This is a genomic window from Curtobacterium sp. PhB115 (assembly GCF_003752025.1).
Lineage (GTDB): Bacteria > Actinomycetota > Actinomycetes > Actinomycetales > Microbacteriaceae > Curtobacterium.
In genome coordinates this window covers 266997-288486 of sequence record NZ_RJKR01000006.1, presented here as the reverse complement: position 1 = coordinate 288486, position 21490 = coordinate 266997, and the positions used below count along the sequence as shown (strand labels likewise).

Annotated in this window: 22 protein-coding genes; 19 read left to right on the top strand and 3 right to left on the bottom strand. The window is 70.8% G+C overall.

Going from position 1 to position 21490, the window contains the following annotated elements:
* The 7 genes from rplR (at position 1) to map (ending at position 4778) form a co-directional block, all read left to right on the top strand.
* Entirely contained in the window at positions 1-375 is a 375-nt protein-coding gene (gene rplR, locus EDF19_RS06850; protein ID WP_031259041.1) for a 50S ribosomal protein L18, read from the top strand.
* On the top strand, positions 372-1235 hold the full coding sequence (rpsE, locus tag EDF19_RS06845) for a 30S ribosomal protein S5 (protein ID WP_123680181.1): 864 nt from the start codon (positions 372-374) through the stop codon (positions 1233-1235). The genes rplR and rpsE overlap by 4 nt, the downstream gene beginning before the upstream one ends.
* Positions 1235-1420, top strand: coding sequence for a 50S ribosomal protein L30 (rpmD, locus tag EDF19_RS06840; RefSeq protein WP_173168934.1), 186 nt, complete (start codon positions 1235-1237; stop codon positions 1418-1420). Before rpsE ends, rpmD begins: the two co-directional genes overlap by 1 nt.
* Positions 1417-1881 carry a 50S ribosomal protein L15 gene (rplO, locus tag EDF19_RS06835; protein ID WP_071259834.1) on the top strand — a complete coding sequence of 155 codons (465 nt, stop codon included), beginning with the start codon at positions 1417-1419 and terminating at the stop codon, positions 1879-1881. The genes rpmD and rplO overlap by 4 nt, the downstream gene beginning before the upstream one ends.
* 147 nt (positions 1882-2028) lie before the next feature.
* Positions 2029-3351, top strand: a complete 1323-nt coding sequence (secY, locus tag EDF19_RS06830) for a preprotein translocase subunit SecY (protein ID WP_123680180.1) — start codon at positions 2029-2031, stop codon at positions 3349-3351.
* On the top strand, positions 3348-3938 hold the full coding sequence (locus tag EDF19_RS06825) for an adenylate kinase (protein WP_123680179.1): 591 nt from the start codon (positions 3348-3350) through the stop codon (positions 3936-3938). The genes secY and EDF19_RS06825 overlap by 4 nt, the downstream gene beginning before the upstream one ends.
* Positions 3939-3944: 6 nt before the next feature.
* Entirely contained in the window at positions 3945-4778 is an 834-nt protein-coding gene (gene map / locus EDF19_RS06820) for a type I methionyl aminopeptidase (protein ID WP_123680178.1), read from the top strand.
* A 167-nt stretch (positions 4779-4945) separates the two neighbouring features.
* On the opposite strand, the gene EDF19_RS06815 is transcribed toward map, so the two are convergent.
* Positions 4946-6241, bottom strand: coding sequence for an LCP family protein (locus tag EDF19_RS06815; RefSeq protein ID WP_148071051.1), 1296 nt, complete (start codon positions 6239-6241; stop codon positions 4946-4948).
* A 292-nt stretch (positions 6242-6533) separates the two neighbouring features.
* Between EDF19_RS06815 and infA the strand changes: the two genes are divergently transcribed.
* The 10 genes from infA (at position 6534) to EDF19_RS06765 (ending at position 15249) form a co-directional block, all read left to right on the top strand.
* The gene (gene infA / locus EDF19_RS06810) at positions 6534-6755 is read left to right on the top strand and encodes a translation initiation factor IF-1 (protein ID WP_017885509.1); all 222 of its coding nucleotides are present in this window, start codon (positions 6534-6536) and stop codon (positions 6753-6755) included.
* A 70-nt stretch (positions 6756-6825) separates the two neighbouring features.
* Positions 6826-6942 carry a 50S ribosomal protein L36 gene (gene rpmJ / locus EDF19_RS06805; RefSeq protein WP_022903266.1) on the top strand — a complete coding sequence of 39 codons (117 nt, stop codon included), beginning with the start codon at positions 6826-6828 and terminating at the stop codon, positions 6940-6942.
* 189 nt (positions 6943-7131) lie between these two features.
* On the top strand, positions 7132-7506 hold the full coding sequence (gene rpsM / locus EDF19_RS06800) for a 30S ribosomal protein S13 (protein WP_058728274.1): 375 nt from the start codon (positions 7132-7134) through the stop codon (positions 7504-7506).
* A 9-nt stretch (positions 7507-7515) separates the two neighbouring features.
* The gene (gene rpsK, locus EDF19_RS06795; RefSeq protein WP_017885507.1) at positions 7516-7914 is read left to right on the top strand and encodes a 30S ribosomal protein S11; all 399 of its coding nucleotides are present in this window, start codon (positions 7516-7518) and stop codon (positions 7912-7914) included.
* A 190-nt stretch (positions 7915-8104) separates the two neighbouring features.
* On the top strand, positions 8105-9100 hold the full coding sequence (locus tag EDF19_RS06790) for a DNA-directed RNA polymerase subunit alpha (protein WP_066656999.1): 996 nt from the start codon (positions 8105-8107) through the stop codon (positions 9098-9100).
* 60 nt (positions 9101-9160) lie between these two features.
* Positions 9161-9733: a 50S ribosomal protein L17 gene (rplQ, locus tag EDF19_RS06785; protein WP_123680176.1), complete on the top strand. Its 573-nt coding sequence runs from the start codon at positions 9161-9163 to the stop codon at positions 9731-9733.
* Between the two features lie 145 nt (positions 9734-9878).
* Positions 9879-10997 carry an aromatic acid exporter family protein gene (locus tag EDF19_RS06780; RefSeq protein ID WP_148071050.1) on the top strand — a complete coding sequence of 373 codons (1119 nt, stop codon included), beginning with the start codon at positions 9879-9881 and terminating at the stop codon, positions 10995-10997.
* A 53-nt stretch (positions 10998-11050) separates the two neighbouring features.
* Complete coding sequence (locus EDF19_RS06775) at positions 11051-11431, top strand: helix-turn-helix transcriptional regulator (RefSeq protein WP_123680174.1); 381 nt, start codon at positions 11051-11053, stop codon at positions 11429-11431.
* A gap of 1 nt (position 11432) precedes the next feature.
* The gene (locus tag EDF19_RS06770; RefSeq protein WP_185022723.1) at positions 11433-11933 is read left to right on the top strand and encodes an SRPBCC domain-containing protein; all 501 of its coding nucleotides are present in this window, start codon (positions 11433-11435) and stop codon (positions 11931-11933) included.
* Between the two features lie 88 nt (positions 11934-12021).
* Positions 12022-15249 carry a BTAD domain-containing putative transcriptional regulator gene (locus EDF19_RS06765; protein ID WP_123680172.1) on the top strand — a complete coding sequence of 1076 codons (3228 nt, stop codon included), beginning with the start codon at positions 12022-12024 and terminating at the stop codon, positions 15247-15249.
* A gap of 9 nt (positions 15250-15258) precedes the next feature.
* Here the strand turns inward: EDF19_RS06765 and EDF19_RS06760 are convergent, their stop codons facing one another.
* Positions 15259-16092 (bottom strand): ABC transporter permease, encoded by an 834-nt coding sequence (locus tag EDF19_RS06760; RefSeq protein WP_123680171.1) that lies wholly within the window; start codon positions 16090-16092, stop codon positions 15259-15261.
* On the bottom strand, positions 16089-17093 hold the full coding sequence (locus tag EDF19_RS06755) for an ATP-binding cassette domain-containing protein (protein WP_123680170.1): 1005 nt from the start codon (positions 17091-17093) through the stop codon (positions 16089-16091). Before EDF19_RS06755 ends, EDF19_RS06760 begins: the two co-directional genes overlap by 4 nt.
* A 90-nt stretch (positions 17094-17183) precedes the next feature.
* On the opposite strand from EDF19_RS06755, the gene truA reads away from it, so the two are divergent.
* Both truA and EDF19_RS06745 read left to right on the top strand, forming a co-directional pair.
* Entirely contained in the window at positions 17184-18038 is an 855-nt protein-coding gene (gene truA, locus EDF19_RS06750; RefSeq protein WP_260216995.1) for a tRNA pseudouridine(38-40) synthase TruA, read from the top strand.
* Positions 18039-18119: 81 nt separating this feature from the next.
* Complete coding sequence (locus tag EDF19_RS06745) at positions 18120-21227, top strand: ExeM/NucH family extracellular endonuclease (RefSeq protein WP_185022722.1); 3108 nt, start codon at positions 18120-18122, stop codon at positions 21225-21227.
* Positions 21228-21490: the final 263 nt, after the last annotated feature.

Sequence of the window (21490 nt, the reverse complement as noted above, 5' to 3'; positions counted from 1 at the left end):
ATGGGACTCCTCAAGACACGAGGCAAGAGCAAGGCGGCCGCCAAGGCGCGTCGTCACAACCGTCTCCGCAAGAAGATCACCGGCACCGAGGCACGTCCCCGTCTCGCCGTCACCCGCTCGTCGCGTCACGTGTTCGTGCAGGTCATCGACGACGCGAAGGGTCACACCCTCGCAAGCGCCTCGACGATGGAGGCAGACCTCCGCTCGTTCGACGGCGACAAGACCGCCAAGGCCCGTCGCGTCGGTGAGCTCCTCGCCGAGCGCGCGAAGTCGGCTGGCGTCGAGGCCGTGGTCTTCGACCGCGGTGGCAGCAAGTACGCCGGTCGCGTCGCCGCGATCGCCGACGGTGCCCGTGAAGGAGGGCTGAACCTGTGAGCGACATCGCGAACACCAACGAAGACGCCAACACCGAGGCCACCCCGGCCACGGAGACCACCGAGGCCACCCCGGCCACGGAGACCACCGAGGCGAGCTCGGAGGCCACTGCGGCCACCGAGGCGAGCACGGAGGCCACCGAGGCGGGCGCCGAGGGCACCAAGACCGGCAAGGAGGCGGAGGCACCTGCCGTCGCCGAGCGTCCGGTCGAGACCGCCGCGGGCTCCGCGTCCAACAACCGCGACTCGGCCGACAACCGTGGCCGTCGTGGTGGCGGGCGTGACCGTCAGCAGGGCCGCGACCGCAACAACCGCGGTGGCGACAGCCAGTTCCTCGAGCGCGTGGTGACCATCAACCGCGTGTCGAAGGTCGTCAAGGGTGGTCGTCGCTTCAGCTTCACGGCGCTCGTCGTCGTGGGTGACGGCAACGGCCTCGTGGGCGTCGGCTACGGCAAGGCCAAGGAGGTCCCCACGGCGATCTCCAAGGGTGTCGAAGAGGCGAAGAAGAACTTCTTCCGCGTCCCCCGCGTCGGCAACACGATCCCGCACCCGGTGCAGGGTGAAGCCGCCGCTGGCGTCGTCCTCCTGCGTCCGGCCGGCCCCGGTACCGGTGTCATCGCCGGTGGTCCGGTCCGCGCCGTGCTCGAGTGCGCCGGCATCCACGACGTCCTGAGCAAGTCGCTCGGTTCGTCGAACACCATCAACATCGTGCACGCGACCGTCGAGGCCCTCAAGCAGCTCGAGGAGCCCCGCGCCGTCGCGAGCCGTCGTGGCCTCGACGTCGAGCGGGTCGTCCCGGCTCGTCTGCTCCAGGCCGAGGCCGCAGCTCTGCGTGCCGCGACCGAGAAGGCAGGTGCGTGATGGCGACGCTGAAGATCACGCAGATCAAGTCCGTTATCAGCGAGAAGCAGTACCAGCGCGACACGCTCCGCAGCCTGGGTCTCAAGCGCATCGGCCGTACGGTCGAGCGTGAGGACAACGCCCAGAACCGCGGGTACATCGCGACGGTGGCGCACCTCGTGAAGGTCGAGGAGGTCGACGCATGAGCGACGAGAAGAACGAGCGCGTGCAGGTGCTGAAGCTGCACCACCTCCGCCCCGCCGAGGGCGCCAAGAAGGACCGCACCCGTGTGGGTCGCGGTGAGGGCTCGAAGGGCAAGACCGCTGGACGTGGTACCAAGGGCACGAAGGCCCGTTACCAGGTCCGGGTCGGCTTCGAGGGTGGGCAGATGCCGCTGCACATGCGCACCCCGAAGCTCCGCGGGTTCAAGAACCCGTTCCGGGTCGAGTACCAGGTCGTGAACCTGGACAAGATCTCGGAGCTCTACCCCGACGGTGGCGACGTCACCGTTGCGGGCCTGGTCGCCAAGGGCGCCGTCCGCAAGAACGAGAAGGTCAAGGTTCTCGGTCAGGGTGACATCTCCGTGAAGATCACGGTCACGGTCGACAAGGTCTCGGCGTCCGCCGCCGAGAAGATCGTGGCTGCTGGCGGCACCGTCTCCCAGTAACCCCCGTCGGCGGCCCGTGCGTTTGCGCACGGGCCGCCGTTACGGTTTCCTTGACAGTGGTCGGCATCCGCCGGCCGGGTCGGCCCTGCCGACCGACACCGGCACGGTCGCGTTCGACGGCCCCGGTCCCAGAAGTTCGGAGTCCTCGTGTTCAGAGCGGTCGCGCGCATCATGCGCACCCCTGATCTTCGCAAGAAGATCGGCTTCACCCTCGCGATCATCGCGCTGTTCCGGCTCGGGTCGTACATCCCCGCACCGTTCGTCGACTACACGGCGGTGCAGAGCTGTCTCGCCAGCGCCTCGTCGTCCGGTGGGCTCTACGACCTCATCAACCTCTTCTCCGGCGGCGCGCTGCTGAAGCTCTCGGTCTTCGCGCTCGGCATCATGCCGTACATCACGTCGTCGATCATCGTGCAGCTCCTGCGCGTGGTCATCCCGCACTTCGACACCCTCTACAAGGAGGGCCAGTCCGGTCAGGCCAAGCTGACGCAGTACACGCGCTACCTCACGATCGCGCTGGGCGTGCTGCAGTCCACCACCCTGATCACGGTCGCCCGCTCGGGTGCCCTCTTCGGTACCAACGCCTCGTCCTCCTGCACGTCGATCATCTCGAACGACAGCTGGTACGCGATCATGCTCATGGTCGTCACCCTGACCGCCGGCACCGGCCTCATCATGTGGATGGGCGAGCTCGTCACCGAGCGCGGCATCGGCAACGGCATGTCGCTCCTCATCTTCACGTCGATCGCGGCGCAGTTCCCGTCGGCCCTCTGGGCGATCGAGCAGTCGCAGTCGTTCGAGCTGTTCCTGTTCGTGATCCTCGTCGGACTGGTCATCATGATGGCCGTCGTGTTCGTCGAGCAGTCACAGCGGCGCATCCCCGTCCAGTACGCCAAGCGCATGGTCGGGCGTCGCACCTACGGCGGCAACAACACCTACATCCCGATCAAGGTGAACATGGCCGGCGTCGTGCCCGTCATCTTCGCCTCGTCGCTGCTGTACCTGCCGGCCCTGGTCGCGCAGTTCAACCAGCCCTCCGACGGCTCCGAGCCGGCCGCCTGGGTGACCTGGATCCAGAACAACCTGACCTCGGGTGACAACTGGTTCTACATGGTCCTGTACTTCCTGCTCATCGTCGGGTTCACGTACTTCTACGTGGCGATCACCTTCAACCCCGAAGAGGTCGCCGACAACATGAAGAAGTACGGCGGCTTCATCCCCGGCATCCGTGCCGGGCGTCCGACCGCCGAGTACCTCGACTACGTGCTCACCCGGGTGACGTTGCCCGGCTCGCTCTACCTCGGTCTCATCGCGCTCATCCCGCTGGCAGCACTGGCGCTGTTCGGCGCGAACCAGAACTTCCCGTTCGGTGGCGCGAGCATCCTGATCATCGTGGGTGTCGGTCTCGAGACCGTGAAGCAGATCGACTCGCAGCTGCAGCAACGACACTACGAAGGGCTTCTCCGTTGAGCGCACGTCTCATCATCGTCGGACCTCCCGGAGCGGGGAAGGGCACCCAGGCCGGTCGCATCGCCGAGTCGTTCGGCATCCCCGCGATCTCCACGGGTGACATCTTCCGCAAGAACGTGACCGAGGGAACGCCGCTCGGCGTGCAGGCCAAGGCGATCATGGACGCCGGCGACTACGTGCCGGACTCGCTCACGAACGAACTCGTCAAGTCCCGCCTCGCCGAGCCGGACGCCGAGCACGGCTTCCTGCTCGACGGGTACCCCCGCACCGTCGGCCAGGTCGAGTACCTCGACGCACTGCTCGCCGAGCAGGGCACCGGGATCGACGCCGTCGTGCAGCTCGTCGCCGACCAGGACGAGCTCGTCGGCCGTCTGCTGAAGCGCGCCGAGGAGCAGGGCCGCAGCGACGACAACGAGGAGACGATCCGTCGTCGCCAGCAGGTCTACGCCGAGCAGACCGCCCCGATCGTGGCGGCCTACGGCGACCGCGGTCTCGTGGTGGACGTCGACGGCCTCGGTGGCATCGACGAGGTCGGCGACCGCATCCAGGTCGCGCTGTCCGCTCGCGGGCTCACCGCGGGCGTCTGACCCCACGTGGTCCGGTTCCGGAAGCCCTCGATCTACAAGACCGCGGACGAGCTCCGCGCCATGGTGCGCCCGGGGCTGCTGACGGCAGAGGCGCTCGACGCGGTCCGCGCCGCGATCTGTCCGGGTGTCACGACGGGTGAGCTCGACGACATCGCCGAGCGCACGATCCGCGACGGCGGCGGGATCCCGAACTTCCAGTTGGTCCCCGGGTACCGCCACACGCTGTGCGTGTCGGTGAACGACGAGATCGTGCACGGCATCCCCGGAGACCGCGTCCTCGCGCCAGGCGACATCGTGTCGGTGGACGCCGGCGCCGAGGTCGACGGCTGGAACGGCGACAGCGCGTTCACGACGGTGGTCCCCGGCGGGGACGCCGGTGTCACGGCTGCCCGCCAGACGCTCTGCGACACCACGGAGCGCTCGCTCTGGCACGGGATCGCAGCGCTCGCCAACGCGAAGAACCTGCACGAGGTCGGCGCGGCCGTGGAGGACGCAGTCGACGAGACGGGCACGTGGGGCATCGTGGAGGACTTCACGGGCCACGGCATCGGCCGCTCGATGCACGAGGACCCGCCGGTGTTCAACTACCGCGTCCGTGGCGGCGGCCCGGCCGTGAAGCCCGGCTTGGTCGTCGCCATCGAGCCGATGGTCACCGCCGGCACGATCGACAGCTCGGCGGACGACGACGACTGGACCGTCCGCACCCTCGACGGCTCGGACGCCGCGCACTGGGAGCACACCGTCGCGGTGCACCCCGGAGGGGTCTGGGTCCTCACGGCCGCCGACGGCGGCGCGCTGGGCCTGGCCCCGCTGGGTGTGACGCCCGTCCCGATCCCGTAGGACGGGCCTCCAGGCAGGGTCTGTTGCCCGTCTGCCGTCGCGAGACGCGGTCGTCTCCTTTCGGTGAGGTCGCAAGGGCGGCCTGGAGGCGCGGCGGGCGTCCGCCCCGCCTGGCGCGGCCCACAGGCGCCGCGTCCACGGCCGTGGAGCCCGCGGCGTGCGCCGGCTCAGTTGCCGACCGAGCAGGTCTCCTCGGAGGCGCTCTGCCCGGTGATCGACGAGGGCAGCGGCGTCGCCGTCGCGGTGCTGGTCGCAGTGGAGCCGCTGGAGCCGCTCGAGCTGCTCGAACTGCTCGAACTGCTCGACGACGACGGGGACGTCGGTGCACTCGATGCGGTGCCGCTCGACGTCGTGCCGCTCGACGTCGTGCCGCTCGACGTCGGTGACTCCTCGGAGGCCCGTCCGGTGCTCGAGTCGCTCAGCGAGGACTTCACGTCGTTCTGCAGCGCCACGTTGAGCGTGTGCGCGGTCTCCTGGTCGACGATCACCCGGGCGCTGTCGTCCGGGTCGTCGGCCACCGGGTACTGCACGAAGAGCATGTTCGACGTGCTCATGCCCCGGAGCGCCGAGGCGAGGCCGACCAGCGTGCGCACCCGTGCCAGGCCGTCGGACAACGTCATGTTCGACAGGGCGGCACCAGCGAGCTTGTAGAGGGTGACGGGGTCGGAGAGCGTGTTGTCCGACGAGACCTTGCGCAGCAGCGCCGACAGGAACACCTGCTGCGAGCTGATCCGTGCCAGGTCGCTGCCGTCGCCGACGCCGTGCCGGGTGCGGAGGAACGCGAGGGCGTCCGAGCCCTCGAGCGTGTGCGAGCCGGCGGTGAGGTGCAGGCCGGTGAAGGTGTCGTCGATCGGCTCCGCCACGCAGACGTCGACGCCACCGAGGGCGTTCGACATCTCGATGACGCCGTCGAACGTGATCAGGCCGGCGTAGGGGATGCTCAGGCCGGTCAGGTTCTCGACGGTGTCGACCACGCAGGAGACGCCGCCGTTGCCGAGCGCCGTGTTGAACATCGCCGACGTCGACGCCGGGTACGTCGTGCCGGTCGCGGGGTTCGTGCACGTCGGGATCGGGACCATCAGGTCGCGCGGGAAGCTGACGGCGGTGAGCTGCTGGTGGTCCTCGGAGATGTGGATCAGCATCGTGACGTCGTTGCGGGCGCCCTCGACGTCCTCGTCGGAGTCGAACTGCCCGACGCGGGTGTCACTGCCGATGAGCAGGATGTTCGCGCCGCCCTTGATCGCAGTGATGTCGGCGGTCTTCGCGGTGCTCTGGTCGTCGGTGCTGAGCTGCACGGTCTGCGGCGCGGTCGCGAGCTGTGCGCCGGCGATCGCGGCGACGCTGGTCCCGCTCACCAGGACGACGGCGAGGGCCGAGGCCACGACGGTCACGAGCGTGGTCCATCCGCGACGGCGGGCTTGCTTGCCGTGGCTGGCGAAGGGGCGTCGTGTGACGTCGGGCACGTGTTCTCCGATCGGTGGTCCCGCGCACCGGGGGTGCTGGGACGTGGCTGCGGAGCAACGCTATGGTTCGCTCACTTGCGCGCACCCGGAGCGCGCCGTCAAACCACTCTGGAACGTTCAGGCATCGTTCCGGAAGCCCCAGGTGTGGGGTCTTCGGTGACTCCACTTGGCAATTGTGGGTTTACCACATAAGATCGATCTTTGGTGTGTCATGCCCTCTCGGGTGTGGCGACCGACCCGCAGACCGGTTCGGGGATCACACCAGTTCCAGCAACCAAGCGACAGTGAGGCTATGGCCAAGAAAGACGGCGTCATCGAGATCGAAGGCTCGGTGCTCGAAGCTCTGCCCAACGCGATGTTCCGCGTTGAGCTGACGAACGGACACAAGGTCCTCGCGCACATCTCGGGGAAGATGCGCCAGCACTACATCCGCATCCTCCCGGAGGACCGCGTGATCGTGGAGCTGAGCCCGTACGACCTGACCCGCGGCCGGATCGTCTACCGCTACAAGTGATCCGCGAGCTGGAAAGGAACGGCACGGCAACCCTGCCGAGCACGAAGCCAGCGAGCACGAGGAAAGAACCATGAAGGTCAACCCCAGCGTCAAGCCCATCTGCGAACACTGCCGTGTGATTCGCCGCAAGGGCCGCGTCATGGTGATCTGCAAGAGCAACCCGCGTCACAAGCAGCGCCAGGGCTAGTCCCCGGCGTGTGACCGGAGCCGACGCCGCCCACTGGGCGGCATGGCTGCTCGAGCACGACCCACAACTCAAGATCGACAACGCAGTACCAGAACCCCGGTCGCACGACGGCCGGGGGGACACCTCGGGGCGGAGGCCCGAGCACCGGTACTGCGCCACACCTCCATCGACAACAGGAGCAGCCATCACATGGCACGTCTAGCAGGCGTCGACATCCCGCGCGAGAAGCGCGTGGAGATCGCACTCACGTACATCTACGGCGTCGGCCGTACCCGCGCCGTCCAGGCACTCGCGGAGACCGGTATCTCCGGCGACATCCGCGTCAAGGACCTGACCGACGACCAGCTCGTCGCCCTCCGTGACTTCATCGAGGGCAACTTCAAGGTCGAGGGTGACCTCCGCCGTGAGGTGGCCGCCGACATCCGCCGCAAGGTCGAGATCGGTAGCTACGAGGGTCTCCGCCACCGTCGTGGTCTCCCGGTGCGTGGTCAGCGCACCAAGACCAACGCTCGTACCCGCAAGGGACCGAAGCGCACCGTGGCAGGCAAGAAGAAGGCCCGATAGGAGATCATCATGGCTACCCCCAAGACTGCCGCGCGCAAGCCGCGCCGCAAGGAGAAGAAGAACGTCGCTGTGGGCCAGGCTCACATCAAGAGCACGTTCAACAACACCATCGTCAGCATCACCGACCCGTCCGGTGCCGTCCTCAGCTGGGCGTCCTCGGGTGCCGTCGGCTTCAAGGGTTCGCGCAAGTCGACGCCGTTCGCGGCGCAGCTCGCCGCCGAGTCCGCTGCGCGTCAGGCGCAGGAGCACGGCGTCAAGAAGGTCGACGTGTTCGTGAAGGGCCCGGGTTCGGGCCGCGAGACCGCGATCCGCTCGCTCCAGGCCGCCGGCCTCGAGGTCGGTTCGATCAACGACGTCACTCCGCAGGCGCACAACGGTTGCCGCCCGCCGAAGCGTCGTCGCGTCTGACGCGAGGAGCAACCGGCCGCTCCCTGCTCGTCCCCTGACCGGGGCGGGCAGGGCAAGCGGCCATTCCTGGTCGTTCGATCGCGCACATCGGTGCGCGTGATCACAACTCAACAGACCCGTCGGGGCCCGGTCGGCCCCGTCGTACCGCCAAGTGTCATATAGCGGACACTTCGCCGAAAGGAATCCCACAGTGCTCATTGCACAGCGCCCCACCCTGACCGAGGAGTCGATCTCCGAGCACCGCTCGCGCTTCGTCATCGAGCCGCTCGAGCCGGGCTTCGGCTACACCCTCGGCAACTCGCTGCGCCGCACGCTCCTCTCCTCGATCCCCGGCGCGGCTGTCACCAGCATCCGCATCGACGGCGTCCTCCACGAGTTCAGCACCGTTCCCGGTGTCAAGGAAGACGTCACCGAGATCATCCTCAACATCAAGAGCCTGGTCGTCTCCAGCGAGCACGACGAGCCGATCACGGCGTACCTGCGCAAGCAGGGTGCCGGTCAGGTCACCGCGGCGGACATCTCCGCTCCGGCCGGTGTCGAGATCCACAACCCGGACCTCGTCATCGCGACCCTGAACGACACCGCGCGCTTCGAGCTGGAACTGACGATCGAGCGTGGCCGTGGCTACGTCTCGGCGACCCAGAACCGTTCGGAGTTCAGCGAGGCCGGTCAGATCCCGATCGACTCGATCTACTCCCCGGTCCTCAAGGTCACCTACCGCGTCGAGGCGACGCGTGCCGGTGAGCGTACGGACTTCGACCGTCTGGTCGTCGACGTCGAGTCGAAGCCGGCCATCACGCCGCGCGACGCCATCGCGTCGGCTGGTCGGACGCTCGTCGAGCTGTTCGGGCTCGCTCGTGAGCTCAACACGGCGGCCGAGGGCATCGAGATCGGCCCCGCGCCGGTCGACGCTGTGCTCTCGAACGAACTGCAGACCCCGATCGAGGACCTCGACCTGTCGGTCCGCAGCTACAACTGCCTGAAGCGCGAGGGCATCAACACGGTGTCCGAGCTCGTCGCCCTGTCGGAGACGCAGCTCATGAACATCCGCAACTTCGGTCAGAAGTCGGTGGACGAGGTCAAGGACAAGCTCACCGAGCTCGGCCTGTCCCTCAAGGACACCGTCCCCGGATTCGACGGCGCCCACTTCTACAGCGGGTACGACGAGGACGAGTCCAACAACTGACCTCGCGCGAACGCGCACGCGCGCTGAGGCGCGCACCACCATCACCACTGGAGAACTGACATGCCGAAGCCCACCAAGGGCCCCCGCCTCGGTGGCGGTCCCGCCCACGAGCGCCTGCTCCTGAGCAACCTCGCCAACGCCCTGTTCACGCACGGTCGCATCACGACCACCGAGACGAAGGCCAAGCGCCTGCGTCCCGTCGCCGAGCGTCTCATCACGTTCGCGAAGCGTGGCGACCTGCACGCGCGTCGTCGCGTGATCAGCATCCTGCGCGACAAGTCCGTCGTGCACACGCTGTTCACCGAGATCGCCCCGCAGGTCGAGGACCGTCAGGGCGGCTACACCCGCATCACGAAGCTCGGCTTCCGCAAGGGCGACAACGCCCCGCTGGCCTCGATCGAGCTCGTCCTCGAGCCCGTCTCGAGCACGCCCGCGCCGGTGAAGCGCAACGCGGCCCCGGCCGCCGCCGCGCCGGTCGAGGAGACCCCGGCCGAGGAGACCGCCACCGAGGAGGCCCCGGTCGAGGAGACCGAGACCACCGAGGAGTCGGCTCCCGTCGAGGCTGAGACCGAGACCGAGGCTGCCGCCGAGGTCGAGGGCGACGCCGCCGAGAAGGCCGACGACGCCAAGTAGCACGCGTCATCACGAGGAAGCCCCCGCAGCGCAGGCTGCGGGGGCTTCCTCGTTCCCGCAGCACAGCGTCCGCCCGACAGCGTCCGTGGGACGTCTCCCAGCGCGGACGCCGTAGCGTGACCGCCCGACACGACGAGAGGGACCGATGGGCTTCGAGCACGTAGCGGGAGTGGGGACCCGGATCTGGCGGTGGAGCCGGACTTCGGGGACGCAGCCGCGCCTGCTGCACGCCGGCAAGGCCGCCGCTGCCGCGGTGATCGCCTGGTTCATCGCCCGGCACGTCCCCGGTGTCGCGGCCGAGTACCCGTACTACGCCCCGCTCGGTGCCGTCGTGGCGATGCAGACGACGGTCTTCGCGGGCATCCGGAGCGGTGTCCAGACGCTGCTCGGCATCGCGCTCGGGATCGTCATCGCCGGGTTCACCATGTGGGTCGGGGACCCGGGGTTCCTCGCGGTCGCGCTGGCCGTCGGGATCGGGGTGCTCGTCGGCGGGTTCCGGGTGCTCGGCGAGGGCAGCTCGTGGGTGTCGACCGCGGCGCTCTTCGTGCTCCTGGTCGGCGGGGCGCACGCCGAGGGCTACTCGCTCGGGTACCTGGTGCAGATGGCGGTCGGCGTCGTCGTCGGCCTGCTCGTGAACTTCCTGGTCTTCCCGCCGCTGCACTTCTGGGACGCCGAGCACCGCATCGACGCGGTGAACGAGGTCCTCGCCGACCACCTCGAGGGGCTCGCGAACGTGCTCGACGAGGGCAAGCGCGACGAGAAGGCGTGGGACCGTCAGCAGGACCGTCTCGACCGGGCCATCGCGGACGTCCGGTCCCGCGTCTCGATCGCACACGAGAGCCGTCGGCTGAACCCCCGCGGGGCGCTCCGGGGCTCGCGGGCGCGCCTGCAGAAGGACGGTGCCCGCTTCCGCGCACTGGAGCGCGTCGCCTGGTACACGACGGACCTCACGGAGCTCGTCGCGCGGTCCGGCCCGGTGTCCGAGGGGCTCGGGCGTCCGGACCCGGCGTTCGCGGGACCGCTCGCGGCGGCGATGCGGCAGCTGGCGTGCATGATCCGGGGCGAGTGCCCCGAGGAAGCCGGCGACGACGCGATCGCAGACGTCGAACGGGCCTTGGACGCATCCCGAGAGAACCCGTCGCACGTTGCCGTGACCTCGGCGGCGCTGGTGGCGTTGCGCGGCATCGTCGAGTCGGAGCGGCGGGCCACCGACGACCTGGACACCAGGACGGGGCCGACGGCGTTCGGTCATCCGCGGGGCTGACGCCGGCTGCGCCACCGCGTGACTTCATAACGCGTTGGTTATAGAGTGCCGGTGTGCACGCATTCGACGTCCTCGGCGACCCGGTCCGGCGGCGGTTGGTCGAACTCCTCGCCGAGGACGACCGCACCGCCGGCGGACTGACCGACGTCATCGGCGAGGAGTTCGGGATCTCGCAGCCCGCGGTCTCCCGGCACCTGCGGGTGCTGCGGGAGGCCGGGTTCGCGTCGTCCGCGCCGCGGGGCACCGCACGCGTGTACCGACTGGAACCGCGCGCGGTCGAGGAGCTCGACCGCGCCGTCGAGCGCTACCGCTCGCTGTGGCGGCAGCGCCTCGACGCCCTCGGCACCGAGATCGCCCGGGGCCGAAACGGCCCCGCTCGGGGCCGCGATGACCCAGCCCGAGGCAATGCCACACCACGACACGAGGAGCCATGACATGGGCAGCACTGACCGTACGAACGACGGCACCATCGAGGACTCGCCCCGCGGCGGGTACCTGATCCGCTTCGCCCAGACGTACCCGACCACCCCGGAGGACCTCTGGGACGCGGTGACCGATGCGGCCCGGATCTCCCGCTGGATGGCACCGCTCGACGGTGACCTCCGGCTCGGCGGGCACTGGACGGCGCACTTCGACGACGGGTCGGCGTTCACCGCAGGGACCGTCACCGCGTGCGACGCACCGACGTCGTACACGACGACGTGGCAGGCGAACGGTGAGGACGAGACCACGCTCGTCGTCCGGGTCGAAGCCGTCCCCGACGGTGCGGCGCTCCGGCTCGAGCACGACCGCGTCGCCAGCCGGAACTACGGCGCGGGCTGGCACACCTACCTGGAACTGCTGGCGCTCGAGGCGGCGGGGGACCACGACGGCATCGCCTCCTTCGACTGGGACGCGCGCTACGCGGAGCTGACCCCGCGGTACCGGGCGGCCTGACGACCCCCGGTGCCACCACCCGTCCGAAACGGCGCCGCTGGCCGCGACACCGCCTCCGGCCGCGACACCGCCTCCGTAGACTCGCACCGTGCCCGAGCAGCCCCGCATCGCCGTCCTCGGTCCCGTGACGGTCGAGGGGCCCGACGGGACACCGACGTCGGTGCCGGGCGCCCTCGCGCGGTCGTTCCTCACCGCCCTGGTCCTCGCCCGCGGCCACGCGATGCCGACCGAGGCGCTCATCGACGACCTGTGGCCGGACGACCAGCCGAGGGGCGCGCGGGCTGCCCTGCAGACGCTCGTCTCCCGACTGCGTCGGAGCACCGCCGAGGGCCTCGTGGTGTCGACGAGCACCGGGTACGCCCTGGGCTGCGGCGCCGACGACGTCGACCTCGCCCGAGCGGAGCGGACGGCCGCCGACCACGCCGGCCCGGACGCCGTCCGTGCGGCACTCGACCTCTGGCGGGGCAGCGCCGGTGACGACGTCGACGGCGACCTCGGCGACGCCCTGGCCGAGCGGGCATCCGTGGCACGCCGCGCGCTCCGACGACGACTCGGCACGGCACTGCTCGAGACCGGGGACGCCGGGCACGCGGGCGACGCCGACGAGGCCGCCGACCTCTGGGCCGCCGAGGCGCAGGCGAACCCGTTCGACGAACTCGCCGTCGCCGGCTCGATGCGCGCCCTGGCAGCGACGGGCCGCACCGCCGAAGCCCTGGCCGTCTTCGCGGCCCACCGTGACCGCCTGGCCGACGAACTCGGCGCCGACCCGTCCGTGGACCTCGTCCGGTTGAACGCGGACCTGCTCCGCCGGTCCGGCCCGACGACGGGGAGCGTCCGCCGCGTCGGGCTGCGGGCCGCGCCGAACGCGTTGCTGGGCCGGGAGGCCGACCTCGCCGCCGTCTCGGACCTGCTGTCCGCCAACCGGCTGGTCACCGTGCTCGGTGCGGGTGGGCTGGGCAAGACCCGCCTCGCGCAGGCGGTCGCCGCGGCGCTGCCGCCGACGTGCGGCGTCGTGGTGTTCGAGCTCGCGCCGCTCACCGCGGCGGAGGACATCGTGCCGGCGCTCGGCGCGTTGCTCGGGATCGCCGAGTTCCGGTCCGCCCGGTCCCTGCGCGACGCCGTGGCAGCCGACCTCTCGACCCGCGTCGTGCGGGCACTCGCCGACGGTCCGACCGTCCTCGTGCTCGACAACTGCGAGCACCTCGTCGCCGAGGTCGCCGCGTTCGCCTCCGACCTGCTCGCCACCGTGCCCGACCTCCGGATCCTGACGACCTCGCGGGCGCCCCTCGCGATCGCCGGCGAGGTGGTGGCACCCCTCGCACCGCTGCCCGTCGAGGCCGACGGCGCCGCGGTCCGGCTGTTCACCGAGCGCGCACGGGCGGCACGACCCGGTGCGGTCCTGCCCGTGGACACGGTCCGGCGGATCTGCACGCGGCTCGACGGGTCCCCGCTCGCGATCGAGCTCGCCGCGGCACGGATCCGCGGGATGAGCGCTGACGAGATCGAACGCCGGCTCGACGACCGTTTCGCACTGCTGCGGGGCGGCGACCGCAGCGCCCCGGAGCGCCACCGCACGCTGCTCGCCGTCATCGAGTGGAGCTGGCGCCTGCTCGACGAGGGCGCCCAGGACCTGCTGACCCGGCTGGCGCTGTTCCCCGACGGGCTCGCGGTCGACGCCGTCGAGGCCGTCGCGGCCCCGAGTCGAGCGGCGGACGCGCTCGACGACCTCGCCGAGCTGGTGGAGCAGTCCCTCGTCCAGCTCGTCGAGCACGAGGGCGACCCGGTGCGGTACCGGCTGCTCGAGACCGTCCGCGAGTTCGGCGCGGCCCGGCTCGACGAGCGCGGGACCACCGGCACGGTCCGTGCGGCGATGATCCGTTGGGGCCGGGACTTCGCGGCGACCAGGAACCTGCTGACCATCACCGGCGGCGCACAGCTCGAGCGGTTCCGCGAGGTCGCCCGCGAGGCCGACAACCTCGTCACGCTGCTCCGCTGGAGCCTCGCCGCCGAGGACGCCCCTGCCGTCGCCCACGTCTTCGCGGCCCTGAGTGGGTACTGGTCCCTCCGGGGCGCGCACGGCGAGGTCGTGGCGATCGCCCCCGAGGTGGTCCCGGTCCTCCGTCGATCGCTGCCCGCGGCCGAGGACCGCGCCGCGAGCGTCCTCGGGCTCGTCGTCACCGGCGCCTCGTCGGCGTTCACCGACCGCAGGACCGCCGTCCGCGCGGTGGCGACGCTCCGTCGGGTGATGCGTGACGGCACCACCGGGTTCGCGGTGCTCGACGCGCAGGCAGCCCTGCTCCTGACGCTCGGGCGACCGGCCGAGGGGCACGCCCTGCTCGCCCGGTACCGTGACGACCACGACAGCGGGGTCGCGTGCCTCGCCAACATGCTCAGTGCGCCGCTCGCCGAGAACGACGGCGACTCCGCGACGGCACTGCGGTACGCGACCCGTGCGGAGACGCTGTCCCGGGCGGGCGACGACGCCTGGACCACCGGGTCGATCGCCGTCACGATGACCCAGCTGCTCGCGCAGACCGGCCGCTACACCGACGCCCTGCGCTCCGCCGAGCTCGCACGGGAACAGCTCGAACGGTTCGGCGCAGACGACGACCTGTACGAGATCGGCTGGACGGTCGGGCTCTGCGCCGCCGTCACCGGGGACGTCGTCCGCGCCCGGTCCGTCGCCGACGAACTGCAGCACCGACCGCTCGAGGGCCGTGGCGGGTTCGACGACGACCGCGTCCAGATCGGCGTGCTCGCGACGGCGATCGGCGCCGAGTGCGCGCGCTGGGAGGGCTCCCTCGACACGGCCGCGGCTGAGTACGCCCGCGCCTGGGACTCCGTGCTGCCCGTCCGGAAGCAGACGCCGCACTGGACGCTGATGGCGGGCTCGGCGCGGATCGCGGCGTCGGACGAGGCGGCGGCGAGCCGGACCGACGGAGCCGCCCCGGGCCTCCAGGACGACGATCTGACGGTCGCGGCCCGCATCCGGGTCGGTGCGCTCGTGATGCTGCGCGTCCACCCGTGGTGGCTGGACCTTCCCGTGATCGGCACGGCGCTGCTCGGTCTGGCGCTCGCCGCTGCCCGCAGCGGCGAGCCGGCGCAGGCGGCGCGGTGCTGGGCGCTCGCGGCGCGGCTCGGCTCCCGGCAGGACTTCGGGGTGCTCGCGCACGCACGGATGCGGCCGATCCTGGCGGCCGCCCTGGGCGAGACGGTGCTCCTGGACGCCGAGACGGCCTCGGCCGGGTGGGACCGGGCCGAGGCCGTCTCGCGGGCGCGGCTCCTGCTCGAGGAACTGCGGTTCAGGAAGGACTGAGCCCGGGGATCAGGCCTTCCGCATGTACGCGCGGACCGTGAGGGGTGCGAACACCGCGACGACCACGGCGGCGCCGAGCAGACTGATCCAGAGGTCGACGCCCACCGTGCCCTGGTTCACGAGCTCGCGCACCGCGGTGATCAGGTGCGAGATCGGGTTCACCTCGGAGAACCAGCGCAGCCAGTCCGGCAGGGTGTCCGCCGGCACGAACGCGTTCGACAGGAACGTCAGCGGGAACAGCACCATGTTCGAGATGCCGGAAACGCTCGACGCGGTCCGCGCGATCACGCCGAAGTAGGCGAAGATCCAGCTGATCGCCCACGCCACCACGATCACGAGGAGCCCGGCCAGGACGACCGCGCCGAACCCGCCGGCAGGACGCAGGCCCATGATGATGCCGACCGTGAAGGTGATCGTCGTCGCGATGGCGTACCGGACGGTGTCCGCGAGCAGGGCACCGGCGAGCGGTGCGATGCGGGCGATCGGCAGGGACTTGAAGCGGTCGAACACACCCTTGTCCATGTCCTCGCGGAGCTGGACGCCGGTCACGATCGACGACGTGATGTTCGTCTGCACGAGGATGCCGGGGATGATGATCGGCAGGTAGCTCGCGACGTCGCCGGCGATCGCGCCACCGAAGATGTACGTGAACATCACGGTGAAGATGATCGGCATGAGCGTCACGTCGAACAGCTGCTCGGGCGTGCGGCGGACCTTGATGAGCCCGCGGTACGCCATCGTGAAGGACTGCCGGATCGTGGCGCCGAGTCCGGTGGTGCCGACGCCGGGACGGGGTGCGACGCGCGGCGCTGCTGTCCCCGCCGTGGTGAGGGTGGTGGTCATGCGTTGCTCCCTTCGAGCGCGCGGTCGGTGGCGTCGGCGTCGGCGGTGGCCGGCTTGCCGGTGATGGTGAGGAAGACCTCGTCGAGCGTCGGCTTCTGCACGCTGATCTCCGCCAGGGAGATGCCGGCCTCGCGGAACGCGACGAGCAGGTCCGTCACCCGGTCGGGGTCGGCCATCGGCGCGGTCAACCGCGACCCCTCGGGACTCGCGACCGCCGGGGTGCCGAGCACACGGGCGACCAGGTCGACCGCGGTGGCGAGGGACTCGGTGCCGGTGGCGCCGTCGGCGAGCCGGAGCTGCAGCGACGCCGTGCCGATGCTCGCCTTCAGCTCGTCGCCGGTGCCCTCGGCCACCACCCGGCCGTGGTCGATGACGGCGATGCGGTCGGCGAGCTGGTCCGCCTCGTCGAGGTACTGCGTCGTCAGGAGCACCGTGGAGCCCGTCGCGACGAGGTCCCGGATCGTGTCCCACATCTGCGCACGGGTGCGAGGGTCGAGGCCCGTGGTCGGCTCGTCGAGGAAGATCAGCGGCGGCTGCGCGATGAGGCTCGCCGCCAGGTCGAGCCGGCGACGCATGCCGCCGGAGAAGTTCTTGAGCGGACGCGAGGCCGCCTCGGTCAGGCCGAAGCGCTCGAGCAGCTCGGCGGACTTCCGCTTCGACTCGGGCCGGGACAGCCCCAGTAGCCGCGAGAAGATCACCAGGTTCTCGGTCGCGCTGAGCGTCTCGTCGACGCTGGCGTACTGGCCGGTCACCCCGATCAGGCTGCGGACCGTCTGGGCCTCGCGGCGGACGTCGCGGCCGAAGACACGGGCCTCGCCGGCGTCCGGCTTGAGCAGGGTCGCGAGCATGGAGATGGTGGTGGTCTTGCCGGCGCCGTTCGGACCGAGCACGCCGTAGACGGTGCCGGCCTCGACACGGAGGTCGACACCGTCCACTGCGCGGTTCGTCCCGAAGGTCTTCACGAGGCCGGTGGCCTCCACCGCGAGCGGTGTCGTGGTCATCGAAATGTCCTTTCGTCGATGTCGTGGTCGATCGTGCCGCGGGGCGCTCACGCGGCACTGACGTGGCGCTGACATCGGTACCGTGGGGACGTGAGCGAAACGGTGCGGCTGCGGTTGGACATCGCGTACGACGGGGCAGCGTTCTCCGGATGGGCCAGGCAGCCCGGGCTCCGGACCGTGCAGGGCGCGCTCGAGGCCGCGCTCGCGACCGTCTTCACCCGATGGGGGACCGCGCCGCTGCTCACCGTCGCCGGACGCACCGACGCCGGCGTGCACGCCACCGGGCAGGTCGCGCACCTCGACCTTTCCGCCGAGCAGTGGGACGCGCTCGGCGCCAAGCGCGGCTCGGGGCGCTCGCCGCTGGACGGACTGGTCCGGCGGGTCAACGGGATCGCCGCCCCCGACGGGGACGTCGTCGTCACGCGGGCGTCGGTCGCGCCGGACGGGTTCGACGCCCGGTTCTCGCCGCTCTGGCGACGGTACGAGTACCGGATCGCGGACGCCGACGCCCCGCGCGATCCACGTCGGCGTGGGTACACGGTCTGGCACGGGGCGAGCCTCGACCCGGCAGCGATGGAGCGCGGTGCGCTGACGTTGTTGGGGCTGCACGACTTCGCGACGTTCTGCAAGCCGCGCGAGGGCGCGACGACCATCCGGACGTTGCAGGAGTTCCGCTGGGACCGCGAGCCGGACGGCGTGCTGGTGGCGCGCCTCCAGGCCGATGCGTTCTGCCACTCCATGGTGCGCGCGATGGTGGGGGCGACCATCGCGGTCGGCGAGGGGCGGTTCGGGGCGGAACGGCTCGAAGAACTCCGCGTCGCCGAGACGCGGACGAGCGCGTTCAAGACGGCGCCGGCGAAGGGGCTGACGCTGACCGAGGTCGGGTACCCGGCGGACGACGAGCTCGCGCAGCGGGCGGAGCAGACGCGGGCACGTCGGGAGTGATCCACCGCGACTGATGTTGCGGAACGCAATCATTTACCTCGACGCAACCTGAATGTCCCCGCAGGTCGGTAGCGTGCGGGCATGGCCAACTCCCTCGGGCGCACTCTGCTGTGTGCCACGGCGGCTGCGACGCTCCTCGCGGCCCCGCTCGTCACCGTCACCGCCGCCACCGCGAACCCCGAGGGGAGCGACCTCGTCATCGAGGAGGCCTACCTGAAGGCGGGCAGCACCGGCGCCTTCTACAACCAGAAGTTCATCGAGATCGGCAACCCGACCGGTGCCGCGGTGTCGCTCGACGGGTGGTCGCTGCAGTACCGCTCGGCGACGAGCACCGGCACCTTCTCGACCAGCGCGCTCGAGGGCACCGTCCCCGCGAACGGCACGTTCCTCGTGTCGATGGCCGGCAACGGCAACGCCCCGGCCGGCGCCGACCTGCCGACGGCGGACGACACCGCGTCGCTGAACACCTCGGGCACCACGGGCACGCTCGTGCTCGCCGACCAGACCTCGGGCGTCACGCTGCCCGCCGGCCCGGTCGCCGCGGACGCCGCCGGCGTCGTCGACGTGCTCGGCTACGGTGCCTCGAACACCTTCGAGGGCACCGTCCGCACCGTCGAGGGCGCCAACACCGTGCCGAACGGGCTCGTCCGCCAGGGCACCACGGACACCGACGACAACGGTGCCGACTTCTCGGTGACGACGACGCTCACCCCGAAGAACGCCGCCGGTGAGACGACGGCACCCACGGAACCGACCGATCCGACCGATCCGACCGACCCGACGGAGCCGACCGACCCCGGCGCCCCGGCCGAGACGGTGACGATCGCGCAGCTGCAGGGCACCACGGACACCTCGCCGTACGCCGGCCGGAACGTCACCACCGACGGCGTCGTCACCGCGGTCTACGCGACCGGCGGCTTCACCGGCTACACGATCCAGACCCCGGGGACCGGCGGCGCGATCGACTTCGGCACGCACACGGCCTCCGACGCCGTCTTCGTGTTCTCGTCGGCGACCGCGGGACTCGTGAGCGAGGGCGACCACGTCCGCGTCACCGGCGCCGTCTCGGAGTACTACGGCCTCACCGAGCTCACCGTGTCGGGAGCGTCGTCGCTCGAGCAGCTGTCCGACACCGTCGCGGCACCGCAGCCCGCGGCCGTGGCGTTCCCGTCGGCCGACGCGCAGCGCGAGTCGCTCGAGAGCATGCTCATCGCCCCGCAGGGCTCCTACACGGTCGCCGACAACTACACGACGAACCAGTACGGCGAGGTCGTGCTCGCCAGCGGTGCCGGCCGGCTCGTCCAGCCGACCGAGGTGGGCCGCCCGGGCAGCGCCGAGGCGAAGGCCGCCGAGGCGTCGAACGCCGCGCGCAAGGTCACGCTCGACGACGGTGCCAGCACCAACTTCCTGACGAAGGCGAACCAGGGCATCCCGGTGTCGTGGCTCACCCAGGGCCCGGTCACCGTCGGTGCGACCGCCACGTTCGAGGGGCCGGTCGTCCTCGACTACCGCAACAGCGGGTGGAAGTTCCAGCCGACCGCGCCGATCACCGGTGCCACCCCGGCGGCCGGCCTGCCGGCGTCGTTCTCGAACGTGCGTCAGGCGAAGCCGCAGGACGTCGGCGGCGACCTCACGCTCGCCGGCTTCAACGTGCTCAACTACTTCCCGACCACGGGGGACCAGCTCACCGGTTGCACGTACTACACCGACCGCACGGGCGACCCCGTCACGGTGAACTCCGGCTGCGACGCCCGCGGTGCTGCCGAGCAGGAGGACCTCGACCGTCAGCAGGTCAAGATCGTCAAGGCGATCAACGGTCTCGGCGCCGACGTCGTCTCGCTCGAGGAGATCGAGAACTCGGCGCGCTTCGGTCAGGACCGCGACGCTGCCGTCGCGACGCTCGTGAACGCCCTCAACGCCGCCACCGGCGAGGACACCTGGGCGTACGCGAAGTCCCCGGCGACCCTGCCGGCCAGCGAAGACGTCATCCGTCTCGCACTCATCTACAAGCAGGACCGCGTCGCGCCCGTCGGTGAGTCGACGATCCTGCTCGACGACGCCTTCACGAACGCCCGTCAGCCCGTCGCCGACGCGTTCCGCCCCGTCGGCGGCACCGCGGACGACGACTTCCTGGTGATCGCGAACCACTTCAAGTCGAAGGGCTCCGGCACCGGCGAGAACGCCGACCAGGGCGACGGCCAGGGCGCCTCGAACGCCGACCGTGTCGAGCAGGCGCAGGCCCTCGTGACCTTCTCCACCGACATGCAGGAGCAGTACGGCACCGACAAGGTCTTCATGCTCGGCGACTTCAACGCCTACAGCAAGGAGGACCCGGTGGTCGTCCTCGACGACGCCGGCTACACCGACCTCGGTCCGGCGCTCGACTCCACCGAGTACTCGTACGTGTTCTCCGGGCTGAGCGGTTCGCTCGACCACGTCTTCGCGTCCCCGGCCGCCCTCGAGACGGTCACGGGCGTGGAGATCTGGAACATCAACTCGGTCGAGTCGGTGGGTCTGGAGTACAGCCGCTACAACTACAACGCCTCGGACCTGTACACCGACGACGTGTTCCGGGCGAGCGACCACGACCCGATCCTGGTCGGGTTCGACCTGGACGCGGACGACACGGACCCGGGCACGGACCCGACGCCCACCCCCACCCCGACCCCGACGCCGGGCGACGGCGGGACCACGCCGACCCCGACGCCGACGCCCGCGCCGAGCCCTGGTGCCGGTGTGACTCCGTCGCCGACCACGCCGGTCGCCCCGTCGGCCCCGTCGGAGACCGGTCTGACCGATGCGAACCGCGGGAGCGTCTCGGCGCCGTCGTCGGCTCGCGCGGGAGAGACCATCACGGTGACCGTCGGCACGCAGTACGCGGGTGACGTCGTGAACGTCTGGCTGTACTCGACCCCGACGCTGCTCGGCACCGTGACGGTGGCGACGGACGGGACGGTCCGGGTGACGATCCCGTCGGACACCCCCGCTGGCGCACACCGCCTCGCGGTGACGGCTGCGGACGGCACGCTGATCGGGTGGACCCCGATCACGATCACGGCGGACGGGCAGCTCGCGTTCACGGGTGCCGAGGGGCTCGGTGCCGGCGCGCTGGTCGCGTTCCTGCTGCTCGCGGCGGGCGCGGGTGTGCTGATCGTCCGACGCCGCAGGACCGCGGCCGCCGCGGAGTAGTCCCCACGCCCCACGGGGGCACTTCGTGAGCAGGAATGGTCGGGTTCGCACAGCCGACCCGACCATTCCTGCTCACCATGCGGGGGTGGTCGCGACCACAGAACGGCCTGGAGGCGCGGTGCGGGCCCGCCCCGCGCCTCCAGGCCGGCAGTCGGGCGCGTTTGACCGACGTGGCCCGGACCCGCTAGGCTCTCACCTTGGTCTGTGCGCCCCGTGCGCCGGACAGTCAGATGAGCCCTCCACCCGGGTGTTCCGCCGGCTTC

Bases quoted from the DNA above. Each gene is read 5' to 3' on its own strand.
- rpmJ (WP_022903266.1), top strand. From the start codon at position 6,826: ATGAAGGTCAACCCCAGCGTCAAGCCCATCTGCGAACACTGCCGTGTG.
- rpsM (WP_058728274.1), top strand. From the start codon at position 7,132: ATGGCACGTCTAGCAGGCGTCGACATCCCGCGCGAGAAGCGCGTGGAG.
- rpmD (WP_173168934.1), top strand. From the start codon at position 1,235: ATGGCGACGCTGAAGATCACGCAGATCAAGTCCGTTATCAGCGAGAAG.
- infA (WP_017885509.1), top strand. From the start codon at position 6,534: ATGGCCAAGAAAGACGGCGTCATCGAGATCGAAGGCTCGGTGCTCGAA.
- EDF19_RS06780 (WP_148071050.1), top strand. From the start codon at position 9,879: ATGGGCTTCGAGCACGTAGCGGGAGTGGGGACCCGGATCTGGCGGTGG.
- EDF19_RS06760 (WP_123680171.1), bottom strand. From the start codon at position 16,092: ATGACCACCACCCTCACCACGGCGGGGACAGCAGCGCCGCGCGTCGCA.
- rplO (WP_071259834.1), top strand. From the start codon at position 1,417: ATGAGCGACGAGAAGAACGAGCGCGTGCAGGTGCTGAAGCTGCACCAC.
- rplQ (WP_123680176.1), top strand. From the start codon at position 9,161: ATGCCGAAGCCCACCAAGGGCCCCCGCCTCGGTGGCGGTCCCGCCCAC.
- EDF19_RS06755 (WP_123680170.1), bottom strand. From the start codon at position 17,093: ATGACCACGACACCGCTCGCGGTGGAGGCCACCGGCCTCGTGAAGACC.
- EDF19_RS06745 (WP_185022722.1), top strand. From the start codon at position 18,120: ATGGCCAACTCCCTCGGGCGCACTCTGCTGTGTGCCACGGCGGCTGCG.
- rpsK (WP_017885507.1), top strand. From the start codon at position 7,516: ATGGCTACCCCCAAGACTGCCGCGCGCAAGCCGCGCCGCAAGGAGAAG.
- rplR (WP_031259041.1), top strand. From the start codon at position 1: ATGGGACTCCTCAAGACACGAGGCAAGAGCAAGGCGGCCGCCAAGGCG.
- EDF19_RS06770 (WP_185022723.1), top strand. From the start codon at position 11,433: ATGGGCAGCACTGACCGTACGAACGACGGCACCATCGAGGACTCGCCC.